This is a genomic window from Mycobacterium sp. 1164985.4 (genome assembly GCF_001668575.1).
Classification (GTDB): Bacteria; Actinomycetota; Actinomycetes; order Mycobacteriales; family Mycobacteriaceae; genus Mycobacterium.
In genome coordinates this window covers 44176-67695 of the sequence record NZ_LZMD01000040.1, presented here as the reverse complement: position 1 = coordinate 67695, position 23520 = coordinate 44176, and the positions used below count along the sequence as shown (strand labels likewise).

The 23520-nt window shown below is 66.3% G+C and carries 22 protein-coding genes; 7 read left to right on the top strand and 15 right to left on the bottom strand.

Annotated features, from left to right (window positions below):
* Positions 1–250: 250 nt before the first annotated feature.
* Positions 251–1459, top strand: a complete 1209-nt coding sequence (locus A5650_RS05850) for a cytochrome P450 (protein WP_067287448.1) — start codon at positions 251–253, stop codon at positions 1457–1459.
* A gap of 3 nt (positions 1460–1462) precedes the next feature.
* Entirely contained in the window at positions 1463–2098 is a 636-nt protein-coding gene (locus tag A5650_RS05845; protein ID WP_067287445.1) for a TetR/AcrR family transcriptional regulator, read from the top strand.
* On the opposite strand, the gene A5650_RS05840 is transcribed toward A5650_RS05845, so the two are convergent.
* Entirely contained in the window at positions 2082–3635 is a 1554-nt protein-coding gene (locus A5650_RS05840; protein WP_067287441.1) for an aldehyde dehydrogenase family protein, read from the bottom strand. The two genes, A5650_RS05845 and A5650_RS05840, sit on opposite strands and share 17 nt — an antisense overlap.
* Positions 3636–3742: 107 nt before the next feature.
* On the opposite strand from A5650_RS05840, the gene A5650_RS05835 reads away from it, so the two are divergent.
* On the top strand, positions 3743–4957 hold the full coding sequence (locus A5650_RS05835; RefSeq protein ID WP_067287438.1) for a CaiB/BaiF CoA transferase family protein: 1215 nt from the start codon (positions 3743–3745) through the stop codon (positions 4955–4957).
* A 144-nt stretch (positions 4958–5101) separates the two neighbouring features.
* On the opposite strand, the gene A5650_RS05830 is transcribed toward A5650_RS05835, so the two are convergent.
* Positions 5102–7225: a molybdopterin-containing oxidoreductase family protein gene (locus A5650_RS05830; RefSeq protein ID WP_067287497.1), complete on the bottom strand. Its 2124-nt coding sequence runs from the start codon at positions 7223–7225 to the stop codon at positions 5102–5104.
* A gap of 125 nt (positions 7226–7350) precedes the next feature.
* Between A5650_RS05830 and A5650_RS05825 the strand changes: the two genes are divergently transcribed.
* Together A5650_RS05825 and A5650_RS05820 are read left to right on the top strand one after the other, a co-directional pair.
* Entirely contained in the window at positions 7351–8496 is a 1146-nt protein-coding gene (locus A5650_RS05825; protein ID WP_067287434.1) for a thiolase family protein, read from the top strand.
* A 96-nt stretch (positions 8497–8592) separates the two neighbouring features.
* A complete protein-coding gene (locus A5650_RS05820; protein WP_067287431.1) occupies positions 8593–9417 on the top strand; it encodes an alpha/beta fold hydrolase in 825 nt (274 codons plus the stop codon).
* Between the two features lie 6 nt (positions 9418–9423).
* On the opposite strand, the gene A5650_RS05815 is transcribed toward A5650_RS05820, so the two are convergent.
* The 10 genes from A5650_RS05815 to A5650_RS05770 all read right to left on the bottom strand — a co-directional run bounded on the left by A5650_RS05815 (position 9424) and on the right by A5650_RS05770 (position 19822).
* Positions 9424–9912: a nuclear transport factor 2 family protein gene (locus A5650_RS05815; protein WP_067287427.1), complete on the bottom strand. Its 489-nt coding sequence runs from the start codon at positions 9910–9912 to the stop codon at positions 9424–9426.
* Complete coding sequence (locus A5650_RS05810) at positions 9909–10937, bottom strand: NAD-dependent epimerase/dehydratase family protein (protein ID WP_067287494.1); 1029 nt, start codon at positions 10935–10937, stop codon at positions 9909–9911. Before A5650_RS05810 ends, A5650_RS05815 begins: the two co-directional genes overlap by 4 nt.
* Before the next feature lie 90 nt (positions 10938–11027).
* Entirely contained in the window at positions 11028–12221 is a 1194-nt protein-coding gene (locus tag A5650_RS05805) for an acyl-CoA dehydrogenase family protein (protein WP_067287422.1), read from the bottom strand.
* The gene (locus tag A5650_RS05800) at positions 12221–13267 is read right to left on the bottom strand and encodes an acyl-CoA dehydrogenase family protein (RefSeq protein ID WP_067287418.1); all 1047 of its coding nucleotides are present in this window, start codon (positions 13265–13267) and stop codon (positions 12221–12223) included. Before A5650_RS05800 ends, A5650_RS05805 begins: the two co-directional genes overlap by 1 nt.
* The gene (locus A5650_RS05795) at positions 13267–14103 is read right to left on the bottom strand and encodes an amidohydrolase family protein (protein ID WP_067287414.1); all 837 of its coding nucleotides are present in this window, start codon (positions 14101–14103) and stop codon (positions 13267–13269) included. The genes A5650_RS05800 and A5650_RS05795 overlap by 1 nt, the downstream gene beginning before the upstream one ends.
* Positions 14100–15713 (bottom strand): acyl-CoA synthetase, encoded by a 1614-nt coding sequence (locus A5650_RS05790; protein WP_067287410.1) that lies wholly within the window; start codon positions 15711–15713, stop codon positions 14100–14102. Before A5650_RS05790 ends, A5650_RS05795 begins: the two co-directional genes overlap by 4 nt.
* On the bottom strand, positions 15710–16963 hold the full coding sequence (locus tag A5650_RS05785; protein WP_067287407.1) for an amidohydrolase family protein: 1254 nt from the start codon (positions 16961–16963) through the stop codon (positions 15710–15712). The genes A5650_RS05790 and A5650_RS05785 overlap by 4 nt, the downstream gene beginning before the upstream one ends.
* A complete protein-coding gene (locus A5650_RS05780) occupies positions 16960–17826 on the bottom strand; it encodes an enoyl-CoA hydratase (RefSeq protein WP_067287402.1) in 867 nt (288 codons plus the stop codon). Before A5650_RS05780 ends, A5650_RS05785 begins: the two co-directional genes overlap by 4 nt.
* Positions 17827–17983: 157 nt before the next feature.
* On the bottom strand, positions 17984–18991 hold the full coding sequence (locus tag A5650_RS05775; protein WP_067287399.1) for a dihydrodipicolinate synthase family protein: 1008 nt from the start codon (positions 18989–18991) through the stop codon (positions 17984–17986).
* A 33-nt stretch (positions 18992–19024) separates the two neighbouring features.
* On the bottom strand, positions 19025–19822 hold the full coding sequence (locus tag A5650_RS05770; RefSeq protein ID WP_067287396.1) for an SDR family NAD(P)-dependent oxidoreductase: 798 nt from the start codon (positions 19820–19822) through the stop codon (positions 19025–19027).
* A 235-nt stretch (positions 19823–20057) separates the two neighbouring features.
* Between A5650_RS05770 and A5650_RS05765 the strand changes: the two genes are divergently transcribed.
* The gene (locus tag A5650_RS05765; protein WP_067287487.1) at positions 20058–20801 is read left to right on the top strand and encodes a TetR/AcrR family transcriptional regulator; all 744 of its coding nucleotides are present in this window, start codon (positions 20058–20060) and stop codon (positions 20799–20801) included.
* Positions 20802–20807: 6 nt separating this feature from the next.
* Here the strand turns inward: A5650_RS05765 and A5650_RS05760 are convergent, their stop codons facing one another.
* The gene (locus A5650_RS05760; RefSeq protein WP_231992547.1) at positions 20808–21212 is read right to left on the bottom strand and encodes a DUF1772 domain-containing protein; all 405 of its coding nucleotides are present in this window, start codon (positions 21210–21212) and stop codon (positions 20808–20810) included.
* Positions 21213–21276: 64 nt separating this feature from the next.
* Entirely contained in the window at positions 21277–21819 is a 543-nt protein-coding gene (locus A5650_RS05755) for a TetR/AcrR family transcriptional regulator (protein WP_067287392.1), read from the bottom strand.
* Between the two features lie 71 nt (positions 21820–21890).
* Here A5650_RS05755 and A5650_RS05750 point away from each other — a divergent pair, with 71 nt between their 5' ends.
* A complete protein-coding gene (locus A5650_RS05750) occupies positions 21891–22262 on the top strand; it encodes a DUF4267 domain-containing protein (protein ID WP_067287389.1) in 372 nt (123 codons plus the stop codon).
* Between the two features lie 20 nt (positions 22263–22282).
* Here the strand turns inward: A5650_RS05750 and A5650_RS05745 are convergent, their stop codons facing one another.
* Complete coding sequence (locus A5650_RS05745) at positions 22283–23458, bottom strand: thiolase family protein (RefSeq protein ID WP_067287483.1); 1176 nt, start codon at positions 23456–23458, stop codon at positions 22283–22285.
* Between the last annotated feature and the right edge of the window lie 62 nt (positions 23459–23520).

The window sequence follows — 23520 nt, the reverse complement described above, 5'->3', positions numbered from 1 at the left end:
GGTTGCGCGCCATGCGTAGCCCGAGCGCTCGGTCGACGACATCATGCCGGCGATCTCGTTCCTCGGCCCCCGGAGGCGCGGTGGATCACCGGCCAGGACATTCCGGTCGATGCCGGCTTCATCAACTCGATGATCGCGGGCGCGCCCGTGCACCTCTGACCGCCGCCATCTATCGTGGCGTAGACCTATACTGTAAGCTTTACAGTACTTATGCGGGTTACCTGTCCGGACCAGACGAGGGAGATCAGCCGTGGATAGCCCCGTACAGGATGTCACGGTCGACGAGACCTTCGACCTGTTGCGCGACCCCTATCCCCTGTTCGCGCAGAAGCGACGGGAGACCAGCGGCGTGTTCCGCGGCAGCGTCATGGACTGGTCCCAAGCCCCCGAAGCCATGCCGGAGAACCTCTATGCCGCTGTGTCTTTCGATGCGGTCAACCGGGTCTTCCGCGACGGCAAGGCGTTCAACTCGCACATCTACGACAACACCATCGGCCTGTTCATCGGGCCGACCATCCTGGCGATGGAGGGCAAGAAGCACTGGGACCACCGCAATCTGGTGTCCGCGGCTTTCAAATCGAAGTCGTTGGCGCGCTGGGAACCCGAGGTCGTCCGCCCGGTGGTGATTGCTTTGATCGACGAGTTCGTCGAGGACGGGCACGCCGATTTGGTGCGCGATTTCACGTTCGAATTCCCGACCCGCGTCATCTCCAAGCTGCTGGGTCTGCCCGAGGAGGACCTGCCCTGGTTCCGCAAGCGGGCGGTCGAGTTGATCAGCTACCACGTCAGATACAAACGTGCATTCGAGGCGTCGACCGCGCTGAAGGACTACTTCATGACGCAGATCGACAAGCGCAGGTCCAAGCCGACCGAAGACATCATCGGTGACTTGGTCAGCGCCGAGATCGACGGCGAGAAACTCAGCGACGAGTCGATCTATTCGTTCCTGCGGCTGCTGCTACCCGCCGGCCTGGAGACCACCTACCGATCCTCGGGAAACCTGCTGTATCTCCTACTCACCCACCCCGATCAGTTCACCGCCGTCCGGGCCGACCGGGAACTCGTCAGCTCGGCCATCGAAGAAGGCCTACGGTATGAAACCCCGTTGACCACCGTGCAGCGCTATGCGACCGAGGAGACCGAACTCGAAGGGGTCCTCCTACCCAAGGGTTCGGTGATCGACGTGTGCATCGGATCGGCCAACCGCGATGAGAACCGGTGGGAGCGTTCCGAGGACTTCGACATTTTCCGGAAGCGCATGCCGCACATCTCCTTTGCGGCCGGTGAGCACACCTGCATGGGGTTGCATCTCGCGCGCATGGAGACACGGGTGGCGCTGGAATGCCTGCTGGACCGCATGACCGACATCGAGCTCGTCACCGACGACAACCCACACATCGCCGGCCAACCCTTCCGGTCGCCCACGGCGCTACCGGTGACGTTCCGACCAGCCGGCTGATCCGTGGCCAAAGCCGGAAGCGGGCGTACCCGCCGCGATCGTGGGTCGATCAGCGCCGAGGAGATACTCGAGGGCGCACTGCGGGTCGCACAGGAGGTCTCGATCGAGAACCTGAGCATGCCGCAGCTCGCCAAACATCTCGGCGTCGGTGTCACGAGCATCTACTGGTACTTCCGCCGCAAGGACGATCTGCTCGACGCGATGACCGACCGGGCGCTGGAGCGGTTCGAGTTCACGGTGCCGACCATCTCCGCCGCGAATTGGCGAGAGTCGTTGCGCGATCACGCCTTGACCATGCGGAAGCGGTTTCGCGCGGATCCGATCCTCTGCGATCTCGTGCTGATCCGCGGGCAGTACGGACATCGCGCGATGCACGGTGCCCTGCAGAAACTGGGGCAGCCGATCGGGGCGCTCGTCGAAGCGGGGCTCACCGTCGACCAGGCCGCGGATACGTACGGCGCGATCTCGGTACACATCCGGGGTTCGGTGGTTCTCGAACGACTTCAGGAACGCACCGAAGGCTTTCCCGCCCAGCGCGACGACGGCGGCCGCTACATCGGGTTCGCCGACGACACCGACTTCGGCTTCATCCTCGACAGCATCCTCGAGCACGCCGAAGCGATCATCGCGGCAGCGTAGCGTTCTTCTTCGGAGCGCGATAGGCGATCGTCTTGGTCTCGAGGTACTGCTCGAAACCCTCGACGCCGCACTGCCTTCCGACACCGCTGTTCTTGAATCCGCCGAACGGGGCGTCCGCCCCGTAGAACATGCCGCCGTTGACGCCGAACGAACCGGTGCGAATGCGGCGGGCGATAGCCATCCCCCGCTCCAGTGAGCGCGACGAAACCGCGCCGGCCAACCCGTATGCGCTGTCATTGGCGATCCGCACCGCCTCGTCGTCGTCGTCGAACGGCAGCACGACCAGCACGGGGCCGAACACCTCCTGCTGCGCGATCGCCGCGCTGTTGTCGACACCGACGATGACCGTCGGCGCCACATAGTGCCCCTCGGCGAGATGGACGGGCAGATCGGCGACCGATCCACCGCCCGCGGTGATCTCGGCACCGTCGGCACGCGCCTGCTCGATCGCGTCGAGTACACGCTTCTTCTGCGCGGCGCTGATCACCGGGCCGACCAGCGTGTCGGGATTGACCGGATCTCCCACCGGGACAGCCTGATAGGCGGCGGTGATGCTGGCGACGGCGTCGTCGTAGAGCAACCGGTGCACCAGCATGCGCGTCGTGGCCGCACAGGCCTGCCCCGCGTGAACGCAGACCCCGACCGCGGATCCGATGATCGCCGCGGGTGGGGCGTCGTCGAGCACGATCGACACCGACTTGCCGCCCAATTCCAGGAACATTCGCTTCATCGTGTCGGCGCCCTGCCGCATGAGCAGCTTGCCGACCCCGGTCGAGCCGGTGAACGAGATCATGTCGATACGTGGGTCGGTGCCGAGTAGACCCGCCACGTCGTTCGACGGTGTGGTCACCACGTTGACCACACCCGGCGGGATGTCGGTGCGCTCAGCGATGAGCTTGCCGAGCCGGGTGGCGTTCCACGGCGTGTTCGGATCGGGCTTGAGCACGATGGTATTTCCGGTCGCGAGTGCGGGTCCGAGCTTGTTGAGGATGACCTCGATCGGGAAGTTGGACGGCGTGATCGCGGCGACGACGCCGACCGGAGCCTTGACCACGGTGCGAACGTTCCGGTCACCGAACAGCCCACCGCCGTCGAGGGTGCGCTCCCACGGGAAGTCGAGCATCAGCCGCGCGGGATAGCCCAAGCCGTCGGCCAGCGGCCAATCCAGTTGTGCGGACAGTGTCGTCATCACGGGGCAGCCGACCTCGGCGATCAGCTCCTCGCGCAGTTCCTCCTGCTCGGCCTCGATCGCGGACTGCAACTGATCGAGGCACCGCGCGCGCAACCGCCGGTTGGTGGCCCAGTCGGATTCGTCGAAGGCCCGACGGGCGGCAGCGATCGCGCGGTGCATGTCCTCGGCTTCGGCGGCAGCCGTGCTGCCCAGCAACCGGCCCGTGGCCGGGCTCGAGTTGTCGAATCGGGCGCCCGACACCGACGGCACCAGTCGCCCGTCGATGAGCATCCGCGGTTCGGCGCGCGCAGCCGCCCGTTCGCCGAGATCGACGCTGGACTCGATCCGTTCTTCGACGTCACTCACCAGCTACCTCGTACAATCGGACTTTGCAGGACGACTAACTGTAATGCTTACAGTAAGTTTATTCAACAGCCGGAGCCCAGGTACGAGGAGCCGATTTGGTCAAGGTCATGGAGGGCGTGCGGGTCCTCGAGGTCGCGCAGTTCACGTTCGTCCCGGCGGCGGGGGCGATCCTCGCCGATTGGGGCGCTGACGTCATCAAGGTCGAACACCCGGTGCGCGGTGACACCCAACGCGGGTTCATCAACATGGGCGGATTTCAACTCGATCCCAACCGCCACCCGCTGATCGAACACCCCAACCGCGGAAAGCGCAGTGTCGGCATCGACGTCTCGACTCCCGAGGGCCAAGAAGTGCTCTACGAGATCGCCAAGACCTCCGACGTCTTTCTCACCAACTACCTTCCCGCGCAACGGCAGAAGAACAAGTTCGACGTCGAGCACATCCGGGCGGCGAACCCCGACATCATCTACGCGCGCGGCAGCGCCTACGGCGACAAAGGGCCCGAGCGCGACACCGGCGGTTTCGACGGCACCGCGTTCTGGACGCGCAGCGGTGTCGGTCACGCCCTTACCCCTGAGGAGATCGGCGGCGCACTGTCGCAGGGGATCCCGGCCTTCGGCGACTCGATCGGCGGGATGAACATCGCCGGCGGGATCTCGGCCGCGCTGTTCCACCGGATGCGCACCGGCGAGGCGGTCGAGATCGATGTCTCGCTGCTGAGCACCGCGTGGTGGGCGGGCGGAGCCAGCGTGACGCAGGGCATGGAGACCGGCGAGACCATGCGCTCGCTGATGCCCGATGCGACGGGCCCGAGCGTGAACCCGTTCATGGCCAACTACCTGACCTCCGACGGCGGCACGATCAACCTGTGCATCGTCAGCCCGACCGGGTACATCCGCGACGCGTTCGAACATCTGGAACTATCGGAGCTCGCCGACGACCCGCGGTTTTGCGACGTCATGCCGTTGATCGAAAACGCCGCCGCGGCAGCGGAATTGATCCGCGAAAAGATCAGCAGTAAGCCGTTCGAGTACTGGCGTCAACGGCTGAAGACCATGAAGGGTCAGTGGGCGCCGTTCCAGAGCTTCATCGATCTGACCAGAGACGAGCAGGCACTCGTCAACGACATGGTCGTCGAGGTGGAGGCGGGCGACGGCGGCAAACCGTTCAAGGTCGTGCGGGGGCCGGTGCAGTTCAATCACGAGCCACTGGAGACGACGCGCGCGCCGCAGGCCAGCGAGCACACCGAACTGGTGCTGATGGACATCGGCATGGACTGGGACCGCATCGAGGCGTTGAAGGAGAAGGGCGCCATCGCGTAGCACGTGACCCGGCGAGCGTGCGTGTCTGCGCACGACACGCCGTGGATGTTCGGCGCTTCACGCACGGTCGGCACCCGCAAGCGTGCGGAAACTGCTGCTCTTGCGCGGCGTGTCGTGTGCAAACACGCACGCTCGCGCAAAAAACTAGGCCCGCTCGACGCGGATGGGTACGCCCGTCAGCCAGGCCATGCCCGACAGCGCTTCGACATCGTCGGGATCGCTGGACGTCAGCTGGTTGACGTTCGCGCCGCCGGCGCGGTTGGCCAGCCGCCAACTTCCGGTTCCCTTGTGCCCCCATCCGTGTGGCACCGCGACGACACCCGGAACGAGATCCTTCGTCGTCACCACCGGAACGGTGATGGCGCCGTACGGCGACGTGATCCGCATGTCGTCGCCGTCGACGATGTTGCGCTCTGCCGCATCGTCGACGTGGATCAGCGCGTGCTGACGACGATCGCCGCGCATCAACAGCGGTGAGTTGTGCATCCACGAGTTCTCCGAACGCGGCTCGCGCAAGCCGATCATCCGCAGCGGATAGCCATCGGGTGCCGCGCGCCGCGCCAACTTGTCGAACTCGGCGCGAATCCCCGGATGCGCGAGCCGAACCCGGCGCGACGGATAGCCGACCGCATCGCGCAGCACGCCCGTACGGATGTGCGGTGCGACCACGACGCCGTGCGGATGTTCTTGGGTCAACCGTCGCAGCGACAGCCCGCCTCGTCGCAAGCCAAACCTATCGCCACCCTCCGACAGCCGCACCAGGCCGTCCATCATGGCCCGCGGCGACACCTCGAAACCCAACAACTGCCCCAGTTTTCGCACACCGGAGAACATCGCAAAGGCGGGCACACGACGGGCCAGTCGCCGCGCCAGGTCCTCGGCGATCTCCCACTCCCCACGCGCCTCGCCCACCGGTGCGAGGACGGCTTCGGTCGCCTGCCGAAACGGCGTGGCCTGAAAGCCCTGGAACGTGTACGGGAAGTCGTCGCGTTCGTACATCGTCGTGACCGGCAGGATGTAGTCACACTGCGCGCTGGTCTCGGTGACGTAGAAGTCGAGCGCGACCGACAACTCGAGTTCGCCGAAGGCCGACTCGAGTTCCTCGCCGTTGGGCACCGACAGCACCGGGTTACCGGCCGAGACGAACAGCGCCTTGATCTGACGCTCGCCCGGTGTCGTGATCTCCTTGGCCATCAACGCCGCGGGCTCGGAACCGATCGCGCTCGGCGTCCCGCTGATCCGCGAACGCTTCCGCCGGTACGACCGCCGCATCACCGCGCCCATCGCGACGTTCTGCCACCGCTGGCCCATCGTGTGCATCGAACTGAACACCGAACCGCCCGGCACGTCGAGGTTGCCTGCCACCAGGTTCACCGCATCGATCAGATACGTCGTCAGCGTGCCGTGGCTGCCGACGCAGGTGCCGAGCCGGCCGTAGACCGCCGCCCGCGGCGCGTTCACCAGGTCGTGCGCCAACGCCCGCACGCTGTCGGCGTCGACCCCGGTCAAAGCGGCCGTCGACTCCGGGGCGAAGGGCCCGCACAGCGACCGCAGCCAGTCGACGCCGTCGGCCTTGCGATTCAACGCGGCCACGTCGACCAGTCCTTCGGCGAACATGACGTGCAGCAGCGAGAGCAACAGCAGCGAGTCGGTATCCGGGACGATGCCGAGCCATTCGAACGCGATGGCCGTCTCGCTGCGCCGAGGGTCGATGATCACCACACGCCCACCGCGCTTGACGATGGCGTGCATGCGGTCCTTGATCCGCGGCGCGGTGAGGAAGCTACCGTGAGACACAATGGGATTCGCTCCCATCATGACCAGCAGGTCGGTGCGCGTCAGATCGGGAATCGGCACCGACGTCGGCACCCCGTAGAGCAGCTGGCTCGCGATGAGCCTGCTGTTGGTGTCCTGCGAAGACGCGGTGAAGTAGTGGCCGTGACGGCCGAGTCCCTTCATGAACAACAGCGCCGCGAAGGTGTGCGCGTAGCTGAACGCCCCGGGGTTGCCCATGTACCAGCCGACGGCGCCGGAGCCGCGGCGGCGCAGAATCTCCGACAGGCGGGCCGCAATGTCGGCCATCGCCTCATCCCAGGTCACCTCTTCGAAGCCGGACGGCCCGCGACGCAGCGGCCGAGTCACCCGATCCGGATCGTTGACGACCTCGGTGAACGCGATGCCCTTCTGGCAGGCGAAACCGGACGACAGCGGGTGGTCCTTATCGGGCCGCAAGGAGACCAAGCGGCCGTCCTCGACCGTCGCGATCATTCCGCACAACGGCTCGCAGATCCGGCAGAACGTCGGCTTGTTCTCGATGACCGGGGCCACGCCGATTACGATACTGTAAGAGTTACAGTTACACGTCGGATCGGGTTGACCAGAGAGGATCGGGCATGCACGACGTGGCGATCATCGGTGTCGGACTGCATCCCTTCGGACGCTTCGAGGGTAAGTCCGCGATGGAGATGGGGGTCGACGCGATCTTCGCCGCTGTCGCCGACGCCGGTGTCGAGTGGAAAGACGTCCAGTTCGCCACCGGAGGCAGTTGGACCGTCGCCAACCCCGACGCGATCGTCGGCATGGTCGGGCTGTCGGGCATCCCGTTCACCAACGTGTTCAACGCCTGCGCCACCGCGGCCAGCGCCGCCAAGGCGTGCGCCGACGGCATCCGACTCGGCGACTACGACATCGGCATCGCGATCGGGCTGGACAAGCATCCGCGCGGCGCCTTCACCGAAGACCCCGCACTGGTGGGCATGCCACAGTGGTACGCCGAGAACGGCCAGTACCTCACCACCCAGTTCTTCGGGATGAAGGCCAACCGCTACCTGCACGAGCACGGCATCTCCCAGCAGACGCTGGCCAAGGTTGCCGCCAAGAACTTCCGCAACGGCGCGCTGAACCCCAACGCGTTCCGCCGCAAGCCCATCCCCGAAGGGCAGATCCTCAACTCCACAATGCTGAACTATCCGCTGACGCAGTACATGTTCTGCGCTCCCGATGAGGGCGCGGCCGCCGTCGTGATGTGCCGCGCCGACATCGCCGAGCGCTACACCTCCAAGCCGGTGTACCTGCGGGCGGTCGAGGTCCGCACCCGCAAGTACGGTGCCTACGAGGTGAATACGACGTTCGCGCCCGTGGAAGAGGACGTCGCGCCCACCGTCTACGCCGCGAGGGCGGCGTTTGAAAAGGCCGGTGTGGCACCGCAGGACGTCGACGTCATCCAGTTACAGGACACCGACGCAGGCGCCGAGATCATCCACATGGCCGAGTGCGGGTTCTGCGCTGACGGGGATCAGGAGAAGTTGCTCGCCGACGGGGCCACCGAGATCACCGGGTCACTGCCGATCAACACCGACGGCGGGCTGATCGCCAACGGCGAGCCGATCGGCGCGTCGGGCCTGCGCCAGATCCACGAGTTGGTGCGGCAACTCCGTGGCGAGGCAGGCGATCGCCAGGTTCCCGGCGAGCCGAAGGTCGGCTTCGCTCAGCTCTACGGCGCACCCGGGACCGCGGCCGCGACCGTCCTGACGAGGTGACCGTGGACCAGCTGAGCGCGTTCCGGAACCCGCGCGAAAGGGCGGCGAGCGTGGCAAAGTGCGCATAGCCTGACGTTCCACCCAGGAGGAGCCAGCATGCCCACGATCACCACGAGCGACGGCGTCGACATCTTCTTCAAGGACTGGGGTTCGGGCCAGCCGATCGTGTTCAGCCACGGATGGCCGCTGTCGGCCGATGACTGGGACACGCAGATGCTGTTCTTCCTGCAGCACGGTTACCGAGTGGTCGCGCATGATCGCCGCGGACACGGCAGGTCGGCCCAGGTACCCGACGGTCACGACATGGACCACTACGCGGACGATCTCGCGGCGGTCGTCGAGCATCTCGACCTTCGCGACGCGGTGCACATCGGCCATTCGACCGGCGGCGGCGAGGTGGCGCGGTATCTCGCGCGCCACGGGCAGGACCGCGCCGCCAAGGCGGTGCTGATCAGCTCGGTCCCGCCGATCATGGTCAGGACCGGCGCCAATCCCGGCGGCCAGCCGAAGGAGGTGTTCGACGATCTGCAGGCTCAGCTGGCCGCGAACCGGTCGGAGTTCTATCGCTCGCTGGCGGCCGGTCCGTTCTACGGGTTCAACCGGCCCGGGGTCGAGCCGTCGGAGGCGATCATCGAAAACTGGTGGCGCCAAGGCATGATGGGCAGCGCCAAGGCGCACTACGACGGCATCGTCGCGTTCTCGCAGACCGACTTCACCGAGGATCTGAAGACGATCACCATTCCGGTTCTGGTGATGCACGGTGACGACGATCAGATCGTCCCGTACGAGGATTCCGGTTTGCTGTCAGCGAAGCTGCTGCCGAACGGCACGCTGAAGACGTACCCGGGTTATCCGCACGGGGCGTTCGTCACCCACCACGACGTCGTCAACCCCGACCTGCTGGAGTTCATCCGGTCCTGACCGCCGTCACCTCAGAGCGCGACGCGAGGCCTTCAGGATCAGCTTGCGGATCCGGTCGGAGATGTAGACGGCGACAAGGCCGTTGAAGACGTCTTCACGCAGCCGGGTCAGCGTCGAGGTCTTGAAGCGCCACTGTCCGTCGACCTTCTCGTAGGTTTCGTGATAGTGGCCGTAGCCGCGCAGGTTGACACCGGGCCCGAACCGGACGACGTCCTCGAGTGCCCACACACCGCGGGCCGTCGTCGGCGAAGTCAGTTCGATCTCGGGAGCGTGCACCTGGTGCACCGTGGCCTGGTTGCGCAGGCTCTTGCGGGTGAATGCGACGAACTCGTCGGCGCCTTGGATCTCCTTGCCGCCGGCGGGCGAAGTGTCACTGAGGAAGTCGTCGGCGAACAGAGTGCGCCACGCCGCCCAGTCCTTGGTGTCGAGGAGGCGGCAGTAGCGCGCCTTCAACTGTTTGATTGCCTCGATCTCGACGAGGTCGGCTTCGGTCATTCGCCAGCCGTCTTTCTTGCTTGTTCGACGTGGAATCGCGCGGCCCGCTCGAGCGACTCGGCGGTGGGCCGCGGGTGCCAGCCGAGTTCGCGTGTCGCCTTGCTGTGGTCCGCGGGCGCCATGATGTGCAACAGGCGGATTCCGGTGGTGTTCATCGGGATCTCCCGCCGCACCAGCCGAGCGGCCAGGGCGGTGACCCAGACCGTCGCGTACACCACGGGAAGCGGGACGCCGAACCGCGGCGGTTTCGCCCCGACCGCCTTCGCCGCCGTCGTCAGCATGTCTCGCATCGGCATGTAGCTCTCGGAGATGATGTAGCGCTCCCCCACCTTGCCGTGTTCGGCGGCGAGCAGGAAGGCCTCGGCGACGTCTTCGACGCCGACCACCTCGGTTGACACCCCCTCGATGTAAAAGGGGATCTTGCCCAACGCGGCATACTGCACCATCAGTCCCTGGTGCGGCTGAAAATCGAGCGGTCCGTAGGGATTCGACACACACATCGCCACCGCGGGCAAGCCACGGTCGCGAGCATAGGACAGCACCAGTTCCTCGGCCTGGCGGCGCGACTCGATGTATGCCCCGCCCTTGTCGCCCCAGTCGAACGGCATGTCCTCGGTCACCGGCCGACGTCGGTCGCCGAGCGCAATCGTTCCGATGGTGCTGCAGAACACGAATCGGTGCAGGCCGGCCTTCGCCGCGACGTCGAGCACCCGGCGCAGGCAGTTGACATTGGTCTCGAACAGCGGTGCCGGGTCACGCAGATGGAACCGGGTGTCGACGATGCAGTAGTAGACGACGTCGCGGTCGGCCATTGCCGCGCGAAGGGCTTCGTCGTCGTACAGGTCGCCGTAGCGCCGTTCGACGTCGAGGTCGTCGATGGCCACGGTCGAACTCGTCTTGCGCAGGTACACCCGCACGTCGTCGCCGCGCTCGACGAGTTTGCGCGTGACGTGCGAACCGACGAAACCGCTCGGACCCATCACCAATGCGCGGCGGGCGGACGGCGTTGCTGTCGGTTCAGACATATGTGCGCCTTCCTCGGGCACGAGCGTGCGGAAACTGTCGAGGTTACGCGGCGTGTCGTGTGCAAACACGCGCGCTCGCCGAAATCGGCGTTAGGAGGCTTTCTTGACGGGCGGGGCATATGCCGGCTTGCCCAACCCGAGAACGTACTGCGCGATCATGTTGCGGAACACCTCGAGCGTCCCGCCGTAGATCCCGACGAGCGGCGCGAAGCGGTACACGTACTCGGCGGCGCCGTCGTCGATCGCTCCGTCGGTGCCGAGCGGCAGCGACGACGCCGTGCCGAGCAGGTCCATCAAGTCCGGGGAGATGTCGCGCATCGTCTGCGCCAGGGCAACCCTCCCGAAGATGCTGGTGGCCGAGAAGGCCGCCTCCATGCGGGCGACGCTGCGTCCCAACCGGTATGCCACCGATCCGTCGTCGATCAACTTGCGGCCGTTGGGATCCGGCTCGGCGACCAGCGCGGCGGCCTTGTCGACCGCGGCGGCCATCGTGTTGGCCTGGTGCATCATGATCGAGACGTCCTGCAGACCGTCGACGGCCGCTTCCACCGCGCCGTGCTCGACGTTGAGTGGTTCGCGCACCACCGTCCAGCCGTCGTTCACCTCGCCGAGGCGGTACTTGTCGTCGACGCGGACATCGCTGTAGTAGACGATGTTCGTCCGGTCGCCGTCGACGGTGCGGATGCCCTGGATCTCGATTCCCGGCGAGTCGAGCGGCACCAGGAACATGGTGAGGCTCTTGTGCTTCGGCGCGTCGGGGTCGGTGTTGGTGATCAGGAAGACGTACTGGCAGTTGTGGGCGCCGGTGGTGAACATCTTCGAGCCGTTGATAATCCACCCGTCGCCGTCCCGCACGGCCCTGGTCTTGCAGGTGGCCACGTCGGATCCGCCCTCGGGTTCGGTGTAGCCCAGGCAGAGCCGGACCTCGCCGGTGTACACCCGCGGCATCACCTCGGCCTTGAGCTCGGGCGAGCCGAACTTGTCGACCGATCGGGCGATCATCGCCGTCGTCCCGAAGGTCACCCACGGCACGTGCGCCCGGCGCTTCTCCAACTCCCAGATGCGGCGCCGGATCCGGTTGAACCCGCCTTCGGACTCCGCCTTCCATTCGCGCGCAAGGTATCCGGCCTTGCCGAGCGCGAGATGGACGCCCTCGTCGAAGTTGTCGCCGGTCTCGCGGTCGCGACGGATGACGTCCTCGGTGACGATCTCTGACAGGAAGGCTCGCGACTCCTCGAGGAAGGCCTGGTCCTCGTCGGAGAGTTCGACCCGTGAGAAATCCATTACTTGCCCTCTCCGCTCTCGCGAGCCGCGACGATGCCGGCGATGTACTTGGCAGCGGCGGCCGGGTCTCCCCCGGCCAGCGCCCAACCGCGGGCGCGCAGCAGATACGCACTGGCGGCGGCCTCCGCCGACACCCCGAGCCCGCCCTGCACCTGCACCGCCATCGTGGCCGCCTTGGATGCCTCTTCGGCCATGAAGACGAACGCCGACGGCGCCAGTTCGGGCCGCTCGTCGGGTTCATTGTCGAGGAACCACGCGGCGCGGCGCGCCAGGTTGCGCCCGCCCTGCACCGTGATCGCGATGTTGGCCAGCGGATGCGAGATCGCCTGCAGTGTCGAGATCGGCACCCCGAGGGTATAGCGGGTCTTGGAGAACTCGGCCGCGATCGTCATGGTCTCTTCGACCAGGCCGACCAGCGCCGCCCCCGTCAGCACCCGCCATTCGTCCAGTGCCCGTTGGTACTCCGCGAGCGCGTCGGGACCGCTCGCCAGGACGGTCCGGCTGTCGGCGGCGGCCGGGTCGATCCACGCCATCGGCAGCCGGCCGATGTTGTCGACCTTGGTGGGCCGGGTGGCGAACGTCAGCTTGACGATGTCGTCACCGTCGCGCAGGACGATGTGGTCGGCGACCGATCCGCTCGGCAGTAGACGCACCCCGGAGGCGCTGTCCTGCTGGGGATCCAGACCGACGATCTGTTGGCCGCTGACGATGTCGGGGTCGACCGCGCCGAGTCGACCGAGCAGACGCGCCGCGCTCACGTGGTCGATCCACGGCACGGGCGCCAGTGAACGGCCGATCTCCTCGGCCACCAGGGTCAGGTCGACCAGCGTGGCGCCGTCGCCGCCGACGTCCTCGGGCAGTGCCATCGTGGTCGCGCCCATCGTGCACAGCCGCTCCCAGAGGCTCTTGTCGAAGCCGGTCGGCTCTGCGGCGCGGACGGTTTCGATCGAACAGTGCGTCTTGAAGAAGTCCTTGTACGCGGCCTGCAGCGCCTGGTGGTCCTCGGACAGGCTGTAGTCGAGCCTGCGCAGTTCGTAACGGTCCATCACTGCTCCTTGTCGGCGCCGAAGAAGAACTCCTGCGCGTTGTTGTACAAGTAGTTGTCCAGCACCTCGGCCGGCAGGTCAAGGGCCAGCGCCTCGGGCACGACGCGGCGCATCTTGAGCACCGGCCAGTCCGACGCGTAGATCACCTTGTCGGGCCCTCGCGTGCGCATGTAGTGAAGCAGGCTCTCGGGCAACCGCTTCGGCGACCACGCCGACGTCATCAAGCGCAGGTTCTTGTACTTGATCAGCAGGCGGATCGCGACGTCCCACCACGGGTCGGCGCCGTGGATCATGCAAAGCTTGAGTTCGGGGAACCGCACGCAGACCCGATCCAGATGGATCGGGTTCTGCACCTCGCCGGGGATCGGCGGGCCGGGGATGCCGGTGTTGATGCACAACGGCAATTCGAGCTCGGCGCACTTGGTGTAGAGGGGGTAGTAGACGGCGTCGCTGGGCGGGTACTGTCCGTCACCCCAAAAGCTCGGCCCCACAGCGGCATACGCCACGGGCAGGTCGTTGACGACGGATGCCAGCTCCCGCAGCGACGGGATCGGTCGCAGCAGGTTGACGCCGCCGATCGCCAGTGCGAACCGATCCGGTCTGGCGTCGACGAACTTGCGCGCCGTCGTCGACGGTTTGGCGATGCTGTCCATCAGGATCGCCTTCTGGACCCCCTGCTCGTCCATCTCTTCGAGCAGCTCGCCCATGTCGACGGGCGCGAACATCGACTCCGGACCCTTGAAGTAGTCGTCGCGGACCTTGAGCATCCACGTCGGCTGCTGTTCGGTCTCGCCGAAGTGGACGTTGACCAGGCAGTCAATGGCGCGGGCGGTCATGCGTTCACCTGTTGTGTCGCAGCGGCTTTGGCCCAGCGGTAGTCCGGCTTGCCGTTTCCGAGGCGGCGGACCTGATCGACGAAGATGAACTCCTTCGGCGCCTTGAACCGCGCCAGGCTCGATGTGCAATGGGCGTGCAACGGCTCGTGAGCGGCCTCGGCGCCATCGTTGAGCGCCACCAGCGCGACGATCTCCTCACCCCACCGCTCGCTCGGCCGCCCCACGACCAGGGCGTCGGATATCGCCGGGTGCGCGCGCAGCACCTCCTCGACCTCCTCGACGAACACCTTCTCGCCTCCCGTGTTGACCACCAACGAATCGCGTCCGAACAACCGCAGCGTGCCGTCGGGGGCGAGCGATCCCCGGTCACCCGAGATCACCACGCGCTGACCGTCGACCACCGGGAAGGTGCGACGTGTCGCCGCCTCATCGTCGAAGTAGCCGAGCGGAATACGGCCGCCGCGCGCGACATATCCGATCTCGTCCTCGCCGGGTGCGAGGAAGCGTTGGTAGTCCTCGGAGAGCACCAGCGCACCCTCGCGCAACTCGAAGGTGTCCTTCTGTTCACCGCGCTGGCTGCGGCCGAACCCGACGTTTCCCGTCTCCGACGATCCGTAACCGTTGATGAGCGTGATCTGGGGCAGCAGATCCAGCAGCGCGCGTTGGTGTTTCGGGTTGGTGGCCGCCCCGCCGGTGCCGATCGCGAACAACGACGACAGGTCATAGGAGCCGCGGCGCAGCTCCTCGACCAGCGGTGCGGCGTACGCGTCGCCCACCATCGTCATCAAGCCGACCTTCTCGCGCTGCGCGGTTTCCAGCACCGCGCGCGGATCGAATCGCGTCTGGTCATACAGGATCACGGGCAGGCCGTTGAGCAAGGCCGCGAACGCGGTCCACATTCCCGCCGCGTGCATCAGCGGCGAAACCGCGAACCACGGTTGTCCGCCGTGCGCGACCTTGGCGTGGATCTCGTCGACCGACTCGTGGTCGCCCCCGTTCATCGAGATGACATAGGTGTCGCTCTGGCGCCACATCACCCCCTTGGGCCGGCCGGTGGTCCCACCGGTGCACACCATCATGACGTCATCGGGTGACGCGGCGATGTCGACGTCGGAATCACCCTGCGCCAGTGTGTCATCGAGCGTGATGGCGTCGGCGAGCTCTCGAACGGACGGGTCGTCGTCGATCGAGATCATCAGGTCCGCCGTCGCGGGAGGCAACACGTCGGCGAACTTTGGACCGAACGAACGGTGGTAGATCACCGCGCGGGGGCGCAGGTAGTCGAGGAGTTCGGCGACCTCGCGCGGCGTGTAGTTGTAGTTGACGTTGACCGGGACCGTGCGGGCCTTCAGGCATCCGATCACCATGTCGGGATAGAGATCGTTGTGCATGAGCAGCGCGACGCGGTCCTGCCCGCACTCCCAGTTCTGCAGTTCGTCGCGTTCACGGTGCGCGCCCAACCCCTGTGCGGCCAGGTAATTCGCGAGGCGGCGAGTGCGGTCGGCCGACTCACCGAACGTGCTGCGGCGGTCGCCGCACACCGTCATCAACCGGTCGGGTACCGCGTGGGCGATCGCGTCGAGAACGGCCCCGATCGTCCACTCACTCATCTGCCGGCGCCGGCCGTGACGTTCGCGGCGAGCAGTTCGAGAGCGTTGTCTCGCATCACCTTTCGGGTGTCTTCTGTACTGAACTCGGGGAACTGCGGGATGTCGGCGGTGAACGCCATCGGGTCGGCAAGACCCTCGCCGTGCGGCCAGTCCGAGCCGAACAACACTTTGTCCACGCCGATGGTCTCAGCCAGCAGCTTCACGTCGTCCTCGTAGTACGGCGCGATCCAGACGTTGTTGCGCAACTGTTCGACCGGGTCCTCCTTGAAGTGGTGGGGCGCGTTGTTGGCCGCCTTCTTGAGGCGCTTGATCAGCCGATAGACGAAGTAGGAACCATTCTCGATGCTCGCGACCTTGAGCTTGGGGTGGCGGGTGAACACCTGGTGGACGATCATCGACGCCATCGTGTCGTGGATCGCGCGGTCGTCGAGCAGCACCTGATCGAGCGGGTCCTTCTTACCGAAGCCCTCGAACGTCGACTTGCCGCCCCACAGCGCCGCGATCGCGAGATATCCGCTGTCGGACAGATGGAAGATGACCGGGACGCCGGCCTCGGCAAGGCGCGCCCACACCGGGTCGTGCACCGGATCGCCCAACGACCGCGGTTTGACCACGCCGGGTACCGGTGCCGGTCGCACGCAGACCGTCTTGGCGTCCCGACCGAGCACGAATTCGACCTCCTCGACGGCCTTCTCGGGATCGGCCAACGAGATGATCGGCGCCGAGATGAACCTGTGGTCGGGCCGGTCGAAACCCCAATCCTCGTCGAGCCAGAGGTTGAACGCGTGCACCGACGCCATGGTGGCCTCGATGTCGTGTTTGAGTGCTTCCTCGACGCCACACGCGAACGTCGGCAGCATGAAAACCGTTTCGAGGTTCTGCTTGTCGAGGATCTTCACCCGAGCCTCGCGATTCTGGTACTCGGGATGGTCGCTCAACCGGTCGACCTTCATCAGCGAGGCCGGATCGACACCGTCGGGGATCTCCCCGCGGAACAACAGATCCAGGCATCCCGGTTCGATGATCGGGTCGAAGGTCGGGTTCGGGATGAAGTGGTTGACCTGCTCACCGATCACCGCGAACGTGCGCTTGCCATCCTGGAGCATCTGCACGCCACGACGCTTGAACTCCTTGGGCAGGTGCCGCGTGAAGGCGTCCAGCGGCTCGTAGTAGTGGTTGTCGACGTCGATGGCCATGTAATCGAGCGGTTTCGGCTGATGCACAGTCCGCTGCGCTTCTTGCGAGGTCATGGCGTGTCCTCCTGCTCGGATTTGAGGGGCGGAAAGTTCGGCGGGCGCTTCTCGAAGAAACTCGTGATGCCCTCGAGGAAGTCGGGTCGTGTCATCGACTCGTGCATCAGCTTCTCGGCGCGGTCGCTGGCGTCGAAGACAGTGCGCATGGTGTCTGCGTACACCTGTTGTTTGATCACCGCCAGGGAACTGGGCGCACAGTTGGCGGCGATGTCCTCGGCGTAGCCGAGAGCACGTGACAGCAGTTCGTCCGGCGCCACCACCTCGTTGACCAATCCCAGCCGGGCGGCCTCGTCGGCGAAGAACACCCGGCCCGACAGCAGCAGATCCATGGCGACGCCGGTGCCGACGACGCGCGGCAGGATCCACGAGATGCCGTACTCGGCGATCAGCCCGCGTCGGGCGAACGACGTGGTGAACTTGGCGCCCTCGGCGGCGAACCGCACGTCGCACGCCAGGGCCAACGTCAAACCCATTCCCGCACAGGCACCGTTGACCGCGGCGATGACGGGTTTGCGCATGCCCATCAGGAAGTGGGGATGCCGGGCGCCGACGAGCTGGCTGACGTCGGTGTCGGCGGCGGCGTCGACCGTCGCCGCGCTGATCGTCGTGAGATCCCCCATGTCCGCGCCCGCGCAGAACGCGCGGCCGCTGCCGATGACCACGATCGCGCGCACCGCGGGGTCGGCCTCGGCGTCGTCGAGGCGTTCGTAGAACGCGGTCGCCAGCCCGCCGCCCCAACCGTTCATCCGGTCGGGCCGATTCAGGGTGAGCACCGCTACCCCGGTGTCGAGCACCTCGTAGCGAACCGGCGCGTCCTCGGAGTCGGATCGGGCGTCGGCGACTTGGTCAGGAGCGCTCACCCAGCAGTCCTCCTCCAGCGGCGCGAGCTTGGTGAATGCTCATACTGTACACCTATCGGTAGCACCTTCCGCAACCGTCGCCGGGGTCGTTTGACTCTGCGCTGAGGGCGGGAAATCGGTCGAAAATCGCGCCGTACGCGCAGAGTCGACGAGCGGGTCACGCCTCGACCAGTCCGAGCCGCCGATACGCGGCGTCGATCTGGGCTTTCGCCTCGGCGGGCAGCTGTGCCTGGGGCGGACGAGAGTGCGGATACTCCCCGATCGGCAGGCCCAGCACCGACGCCGCGTATTTGAACGCCCCGCCCCAGTGGGTGAAGTAGTCGGGCCGCCCCGGATAGCAGGTGAACCACGAGCCCATGTCGAGGTCGAACTGGTCGAGCCCGGACTCGCGCGCGTGGTCCATCGCCTCCACGAGTTTGTCGTTGACGATGAGTTCCCAGTACTCGCTGAACACGCGTCGCTCCGGGGTTTCGAACAGATAGCCGGCGGTGCCCAATTGCGCGGGGCAGACGATGCCGTCGCGCAGCCACCCGGCGCGGTACACGGTCTTGTCGCACTCCCACACCGCCAGACTGGGCGCCAACTCGTGCAGCATCCTGCTCGCCATCGGCCGGAAGGCGCCTTCCTTCGTCGCGCAGACCGCCGGAATCTCGTTGTAGATGGCGGCGCTTTCGGCCGGCGTCAGGACGTAGCCCGACGACGGCGAATTGAACATGCCCAATGCGATGTCGGTGCGGTCGGCGATGTAGCGGAAGAAGTTCAGCACACCCTGCCCGCCGTGCGCCTCCATCATCGGGGTCTGGATGTACACGATGTCGGCTCCGGCCTCCTGCGCGTGACGTGTGAGCTCCAGGCAGTCCTTGGCGGCCGTCGCCGCGGTGCACGCCTGCACGACGATATCGGGGTTGGCGGCGCGGCCCTCCTCGATCGCGACCTCCAGCAACCGCTTTCGCTCGTCGAGCGTCAGCGCCCAGAATTCGGCGATACCGCTCGTGCACCACAGCAGCGGATGATTCAACGCACCGACGCAGTGCCGCACCAGCGTCCGGTAGGCGTCCCAATCGATGTCGTCACCGTCGACGCCGCAGAACGGCGTGTAGAGCGAATCACCGATCCCGCGCAGATGATTGCGGGCCCACTCCCGGGCGTCCTTCGCCGAAGCCACAATGACCTCCTGCCGATATCTGAGGATGGAGACTTAGGTGAAGTCCGAGCCTCCGTCGACGTTGATGTTGGCGCCGGTCATATAGGAATTCCGGCGAGACGCGAGAAACGCGACCACAGGCCCGATTTCGTCGGGCAGGCCCGCGCGCGGCAGATGGGCCGGATGGCCGAAGTGCTCATCGATCGCCGCCATCAGCGCGTAGGGGTCGGTACCGTCGACGCCCACCGACTCGGCCCAGCCGATCAGCGCTTCCGAAGCGATGCTGCCCGGGGACACGACGTTGACCATGATCTCGTCCTTGGCCAACAGCAGCGACAGGTTCTTGGAGATGCTCGTCACTGCGGCTTTGGCGGCGGTGTAGGCGGGCAGGATGACGCTCTGGCGTTGTGTCGAGTGCGCGGAGAAGTTCACGATGCGCGCCCACTCGGCCGCCCGCAGCAGCGGCAGCGCCGAGCGCACGCAGTGCACCATGCCCATCACGCCACCGTCGAACGCGATGCGCCACTGCTCGTCGGTCAGGTCCTCGAACGTGCCGACGGCCTCGGGTCCGACGGCGTTGATCAGGATGTTGAGTCGACCGCCCCACCGCTGGGCGACTTCGTCGAAGGCACGCTGCACCTGAGCGGCGTCGGTGGTGTCGGCGGTCAGTGCGAGCGTGTCGGGGCTGCCCATTTCGGCCAGCGCAGTCGCGGCGTCCTCGAGAACATCGGGCGTCCGCCCCATGACCGCGATCCTGGCGCCGTCTTCGGCCAGACAGCGCGCCGTTGCCAAACCCATTCCGCGCCCTCCGCCGACCACGACGGCGGTGGCGCCCTTCAGCCCGAGGTCCATACGGCCTTTCGCTCACCCGATTGCGTAGAAAAGCTTACTATAGGACTTACAGTAGAACAGCGGAATGACCGTGGAGGCCGACACCGGAGTGCCTCCCGGTATGGTTGACGGCAAAGGCTGAGCCGCGACATACCTGCATTGGCGCAGATCAGAGGCGGCTGACGGTACATTCGAGTCCACCACCCCGCAGTTCCGGGGGGCTGCGCGCGCGGCTTATTCGATGGAGGTGCCCTACGTGGCAAGGCAGGCGACCGCGGAGAAGCGTCAACGACGCGAGCGTGGGTCCATCAATCCCGACGACATCATCAAGGGCGCTTTCGAACTCGCCGAAGAGGTCGGCATCGACAACTTGTCCATGCCGCTGCTCGGTAAGCACCTCGGCGTCGGCGTAACGAGCATCTACTGGTACTTCCGCAAGAAGGATGACTTGCTGAACGCGATGACCGACCGCGCTCTGCGCCAGTACGTGTTCGCCACGCCCTATGTGGAAGCCAAGGATTGGCGCGAGACGCTGCGCAACCATGCGCGCACCATGCGGAAGACGTTCATGGGCAGTCCGATTCTGTGCGACCTGATCCTGATCCGGTCAGCGCTCAGCCCTCGGGTCGCAAAGTTGGGTGTGCAAGAGGTGGAGAAGGCGATCGCGAGCCTGGTCGAGGCGGGTCTGTCCCCCGAGGATGCGTTCGACACCTACTCCGCTGTGTCGGTACATGTTCGCGGATCCGTTGTGCTGCATCGCCTTCGGGACAAGAACCGCGCGGCAGACGAAGGTCCGAGCGATCTCGAAGAGTCGATGAGCATCGACGCCGACAACACGCCGCTGCTGGCGCTGGTCACCGAGAAGGGCCACCACATCGGCGCGGCCGACGACAAGAACTTCGAATTCGGCCTCGACTGCATCCTCGACCGGGCGAGCAGGCTCATCGAGGAAGACAAGGCCAAGCCGGCGAAGAAATCCGCGACGGCGCGTAAGCGTTAGCCGCCGTCAGGCCGTGGCGAGCGCGACGCACAGCGCGGCCAAGGCAACGGTCTGCACCACAACGCGCACGTCGATGACTGACTCCCAACGGTTTTGGAGCCGGCGAGCATCGGCCGGCACCTCCCCCGCGACCGCGGCGGCGGTCAGCACCGCGTTCACTGGCTTGCTGATCCGCGTGTGGACCACCAGGAACCCGATCAAGGCGAGGGTGGCCACCGCTGCGGAAGCGGCGCTGGCCCAGCGCCCGCTCACCGCCGCTGCCACTGCGGTCGCCACGGCGGCGATCAGGCCGACCGCACCGATCACCGAGAAACGGCGATCGGCGATTCGGTGAATGTGACCGAGCAATTGAGTGAGGGTGAGATCGTCGACCGCCGCGACCGCGGGACGCAGCACGATCGCGCCGAACACGTCGGTGCCGTAGACGATGCCGTTCGCGAGATCGCGGCCCCGGCGAGGATTTCGATCAGGATGTTCATGAGCCGTTCTCCTGGGTGAGCAATTGGTGGGCCAGGTCCAGCCGCTGCTGCACCTGTGCGGGTCGCAGGCGCGCACCGGCCTGAAGAGTCGCCAGGCCGTGCAGTACCGACCACGCCACCTCGGCTCGGGTGCCGTCGGCGTCGGGGAACACATCGCGCAGGGGCGCGAATGCCCGCCGAAGTGGCTCAGGGGTGTCGTCGGCCGCGAAGGACAGCCCGGACGGCATGGAAAACATGGCCTCGTAGACCCTCGGGTTCGCGGCGGCGAAGTCGAGGTAGGCGCGCATCCGAGCCATCGGGTTGGCATCGACCGCCTCCAGCGCCGCGGCGAGGTCGGCGAACCCGTTGAGCGCCACCGCGTCGACCAGCGCCTGGCGGTTGGCGAATGCCGAGTAGAGAACCGGTTGGCTGACGCCGAGTAATCCGGCGAGGCGGCGCATCGTGACCGCGGACCAGCCGTCGGACTCTGCGAGCTCGCGGGCCGTGCGGATGACTTGGTCACGCCGAAGGTCCAGGTCGGGAGCGGGGCGTGGGGACATAAAACCTAGTCTAGCATTGTTATATAACACTGCTAGTCTAACCTGCACATCAACCAGAAAGCCGGATCGTCATGCACATCTCCGCACTCGCCATTGCGCTCATCGCCAGCATCGGAATCATCGCGATCGGCGGCCGCTTCCTGCTGCAGCCTCGGCAGGCCACGCTCGCCTTCGGTATCGCGGCCGACAACATCCGCGGCCTCACCGCGATCAAGGGTGTCCGAGACATCACGTCAGGGGTGGTGCTGCTGGTGGTGTGGGCAGCCGCCGGCCCCGGGCCGCTCGGCTGGGCGCTGATCGCCGCGGCGCTCACCCCGATCGCGGATGCCGTGATCGTGCTCGCGAACGGCGGCAAGCTCTCAGCCGCGTTGGGGATTCACGGCCTCACCGCGGCTCTGCTGATCGCCGCGGGCCTCGTGTTAGCGCTGGGGATCGCTCTCTAGCGGGACGCGATCCGCCAAGGTCAGACCTCGATGACGACGGCGCCGCCCTGGCCGCCGCCCGCGCACATCGCGGCGACACCGATGCCGCCGCCGCGCCGCTGCAGCTCGTAGACCAGCGTGGTCACCATCCGCGCACCCGATGCGGCGATGGGATGGCCGAGGCTGCAACCACTTCCGGAAAAGTTCACCAGCTCCTCGTCGATGCCGAATTCGCGACACGCCGCGATCGGCACCGACGCGAACGCCTCGTTGATCTCCCACAGCGCGACGTCGGACGGCTTCAGACCGGCGCGGTCGAGCACCTTGCCGATCACCTTCACCGCGCCGAGCCCGCAGTCACGAGGCGGCACACCCGCGGCGGCCCACGCCTTCACGGTGGCCAGCTTGGTCAGGTTGTTGGCGGCTGCGTAGCCGCTGTCGACGAGCGCCACCGCAGCTGCGGCGTCGTTGGTGCCGCTGCTGTTGCCCGCGGTGATCGAGAAGCCCTCGATCTCGGGGTGCAGCGGCTTGAGGCCGGCCAGCTTCTCGACGGTGGTGTCGCGGCGCGGATGCTCATCGACGCTGAACTCGATGACCGAGCCGTCGAATTGCTGCACCTTCAGCGGCACGATCTCGTCGACGAACTTGCCCGCGTCGATCGCGGCGACCGCGCGCTGGTGCGACCGCGCCGCCCAGGCGTCCATCTCCTCACGGGTGATGCCGACGGCCTGGGCGGTGTTCCACCCGACGGTGATCGACATGTCGCGCGTCGGCGCATCCGGGGTCTCGACGTGGGTCGGTGGCATCCACTTCTCTTCGAACTTCAGCTCGGGTCCGGGGATGCGCCAGTTGACCAGCGGCGTCATCGACAGCGACTGCACACCACCGGCGATCAGCGCGCGCTCCATGCCGGAGCCGATCTGTGCGGACGCATTGCCGATCGCGGTGAGGCTGCCCGCGCAGTGCCGGTTCACCGACTGGCCCGGAACGTCCGGCAGTCCGCACGCATCGGCCGCGTAACGCGCCAGATCGCCACCGCCGTAGTTGGATTCGGCGAAGATCAGGTCGTCGATGTCCTTGGGGTCGATCCCCGAGCGGCGGATCACCTCGGGCAGGACAGTGGTGATCAACGTCTCCGGCGGTGTGTTGACCAGCGTGCCCTTGAAGGACCGGCCGATCGCGGTCCTGGCGGCGCCGACGATGACGGGTGTTCCCATGTTCACTACCTCGGGTTTCGACGTTAACGACTTTACAAAACTAGCAGATAGTGTAGCGGACG

Bases quoted from the DNA above. Each gene is read 5' to 3' on its own strand.
- A5650_RS05745 (WP_067287483.1), bottom strand. From the start codon at position 23,458: ATGGGAACACCCGTCATCGTCGGCGCCGCCAGGACCGCGATCGGCCGG.
- A5650_RS05825 (WP_067287434.1), top strand. From the start codon at position 7,351: ATGCACGACGTGGCGATCATCGGTGTCGGACTGCATCCCTTCGGACGC.
- A5650_RS05820 (WP_067287431.1), top strand. From the start codon at position 8,593: ATGCCCACGATCACCACGAGCGACGGCGTCGACATCTTCTTCAAGGAC.
- A5650_RS05770 (WP_067287396.1), bottom strand. From the start codon at position 19,822: ATGGACCTCGGGCTGAAGGGCGCCACCGCCGTCGTGGTCGGCGGAGGG.
- A5650_RS05800 (WP_067287418.1), bottom strand. From the start codon at position 13,267: ATGGACCGTTACGAACTGCGCAGGCTCGACTACAGCCTGTCCGAGGAC.
- A5650_RS05785 (WP_067287407.1), bottom strand. From the start codon at position 16,963: ATGACCTCGCAAGAAGCGCAGCGGACTGTGCATCAGCCGAAACCGCTC.
- A5650_RS05795 (WP_067287414.1), bottom strand. From the start codon at position 14,103: ATGACCGCCCGCGCCATTGACTGCCTGGTCAACGTCCACTTCGGCGAG.
- A5650_RS05830 (WP_067287497.1), bottom strand. From the start codon at position 7,225: ATGATCGCGACGGTCGAGGACGGCCGCTTGGTCTCCTTGCGGCCCGAT.
- A5650_RS05810 (WP_067287494.1), bottom strand. From the start codon at position 10,937: ATGTCTGAACCGACAGCAACGCCGTCCGCCCGCCGCGCATTGGTGATG.
- A5650_RS05755 (WP_067287392.1), bottom strand. From the start codon at position 21,819: ATGTCCCCACGCCCCGCTCCCGACCTGGACCTTCGGCGTGACCAAGTC.
- A5650_RS05750 (WP_067287389.1), top strand. From the start codon at position 21,891: ATGCACATCTCCGCACTCGCCATTGCGCTCATCGCCAGCATCGGAATC.
- A5650_RS05805 (WP_067287422.1), bottom strand. From the start codon at position 12,221: ATGGATTTCTCACGGGTCGAACTCTCCGACGAGGACCAGGCCTTCCTC.
- A5650_RS05790 (WP_067287410.1), bottom strand. From the start codon at position 15,713: ATGAGTGAGTGGACGATCGGGGCCGTTCTCGACGCGATCGCCCACGCG.
- A5650_RS05835 (WP_067287438.1), top strand. From the start codon at position 3,743: ATGGAGGGCGTGCGGGTCCTCGAGGTCGCGCAGTTCACGTTCGTCCCG.
- A5650_RS05815 (WP_067287427.1), bottom strand. From the start codon at position 9,912: ATGACCGAAGCCGACCTCGTCGAGATCGAGGCAATCAAACAGTTGAAG.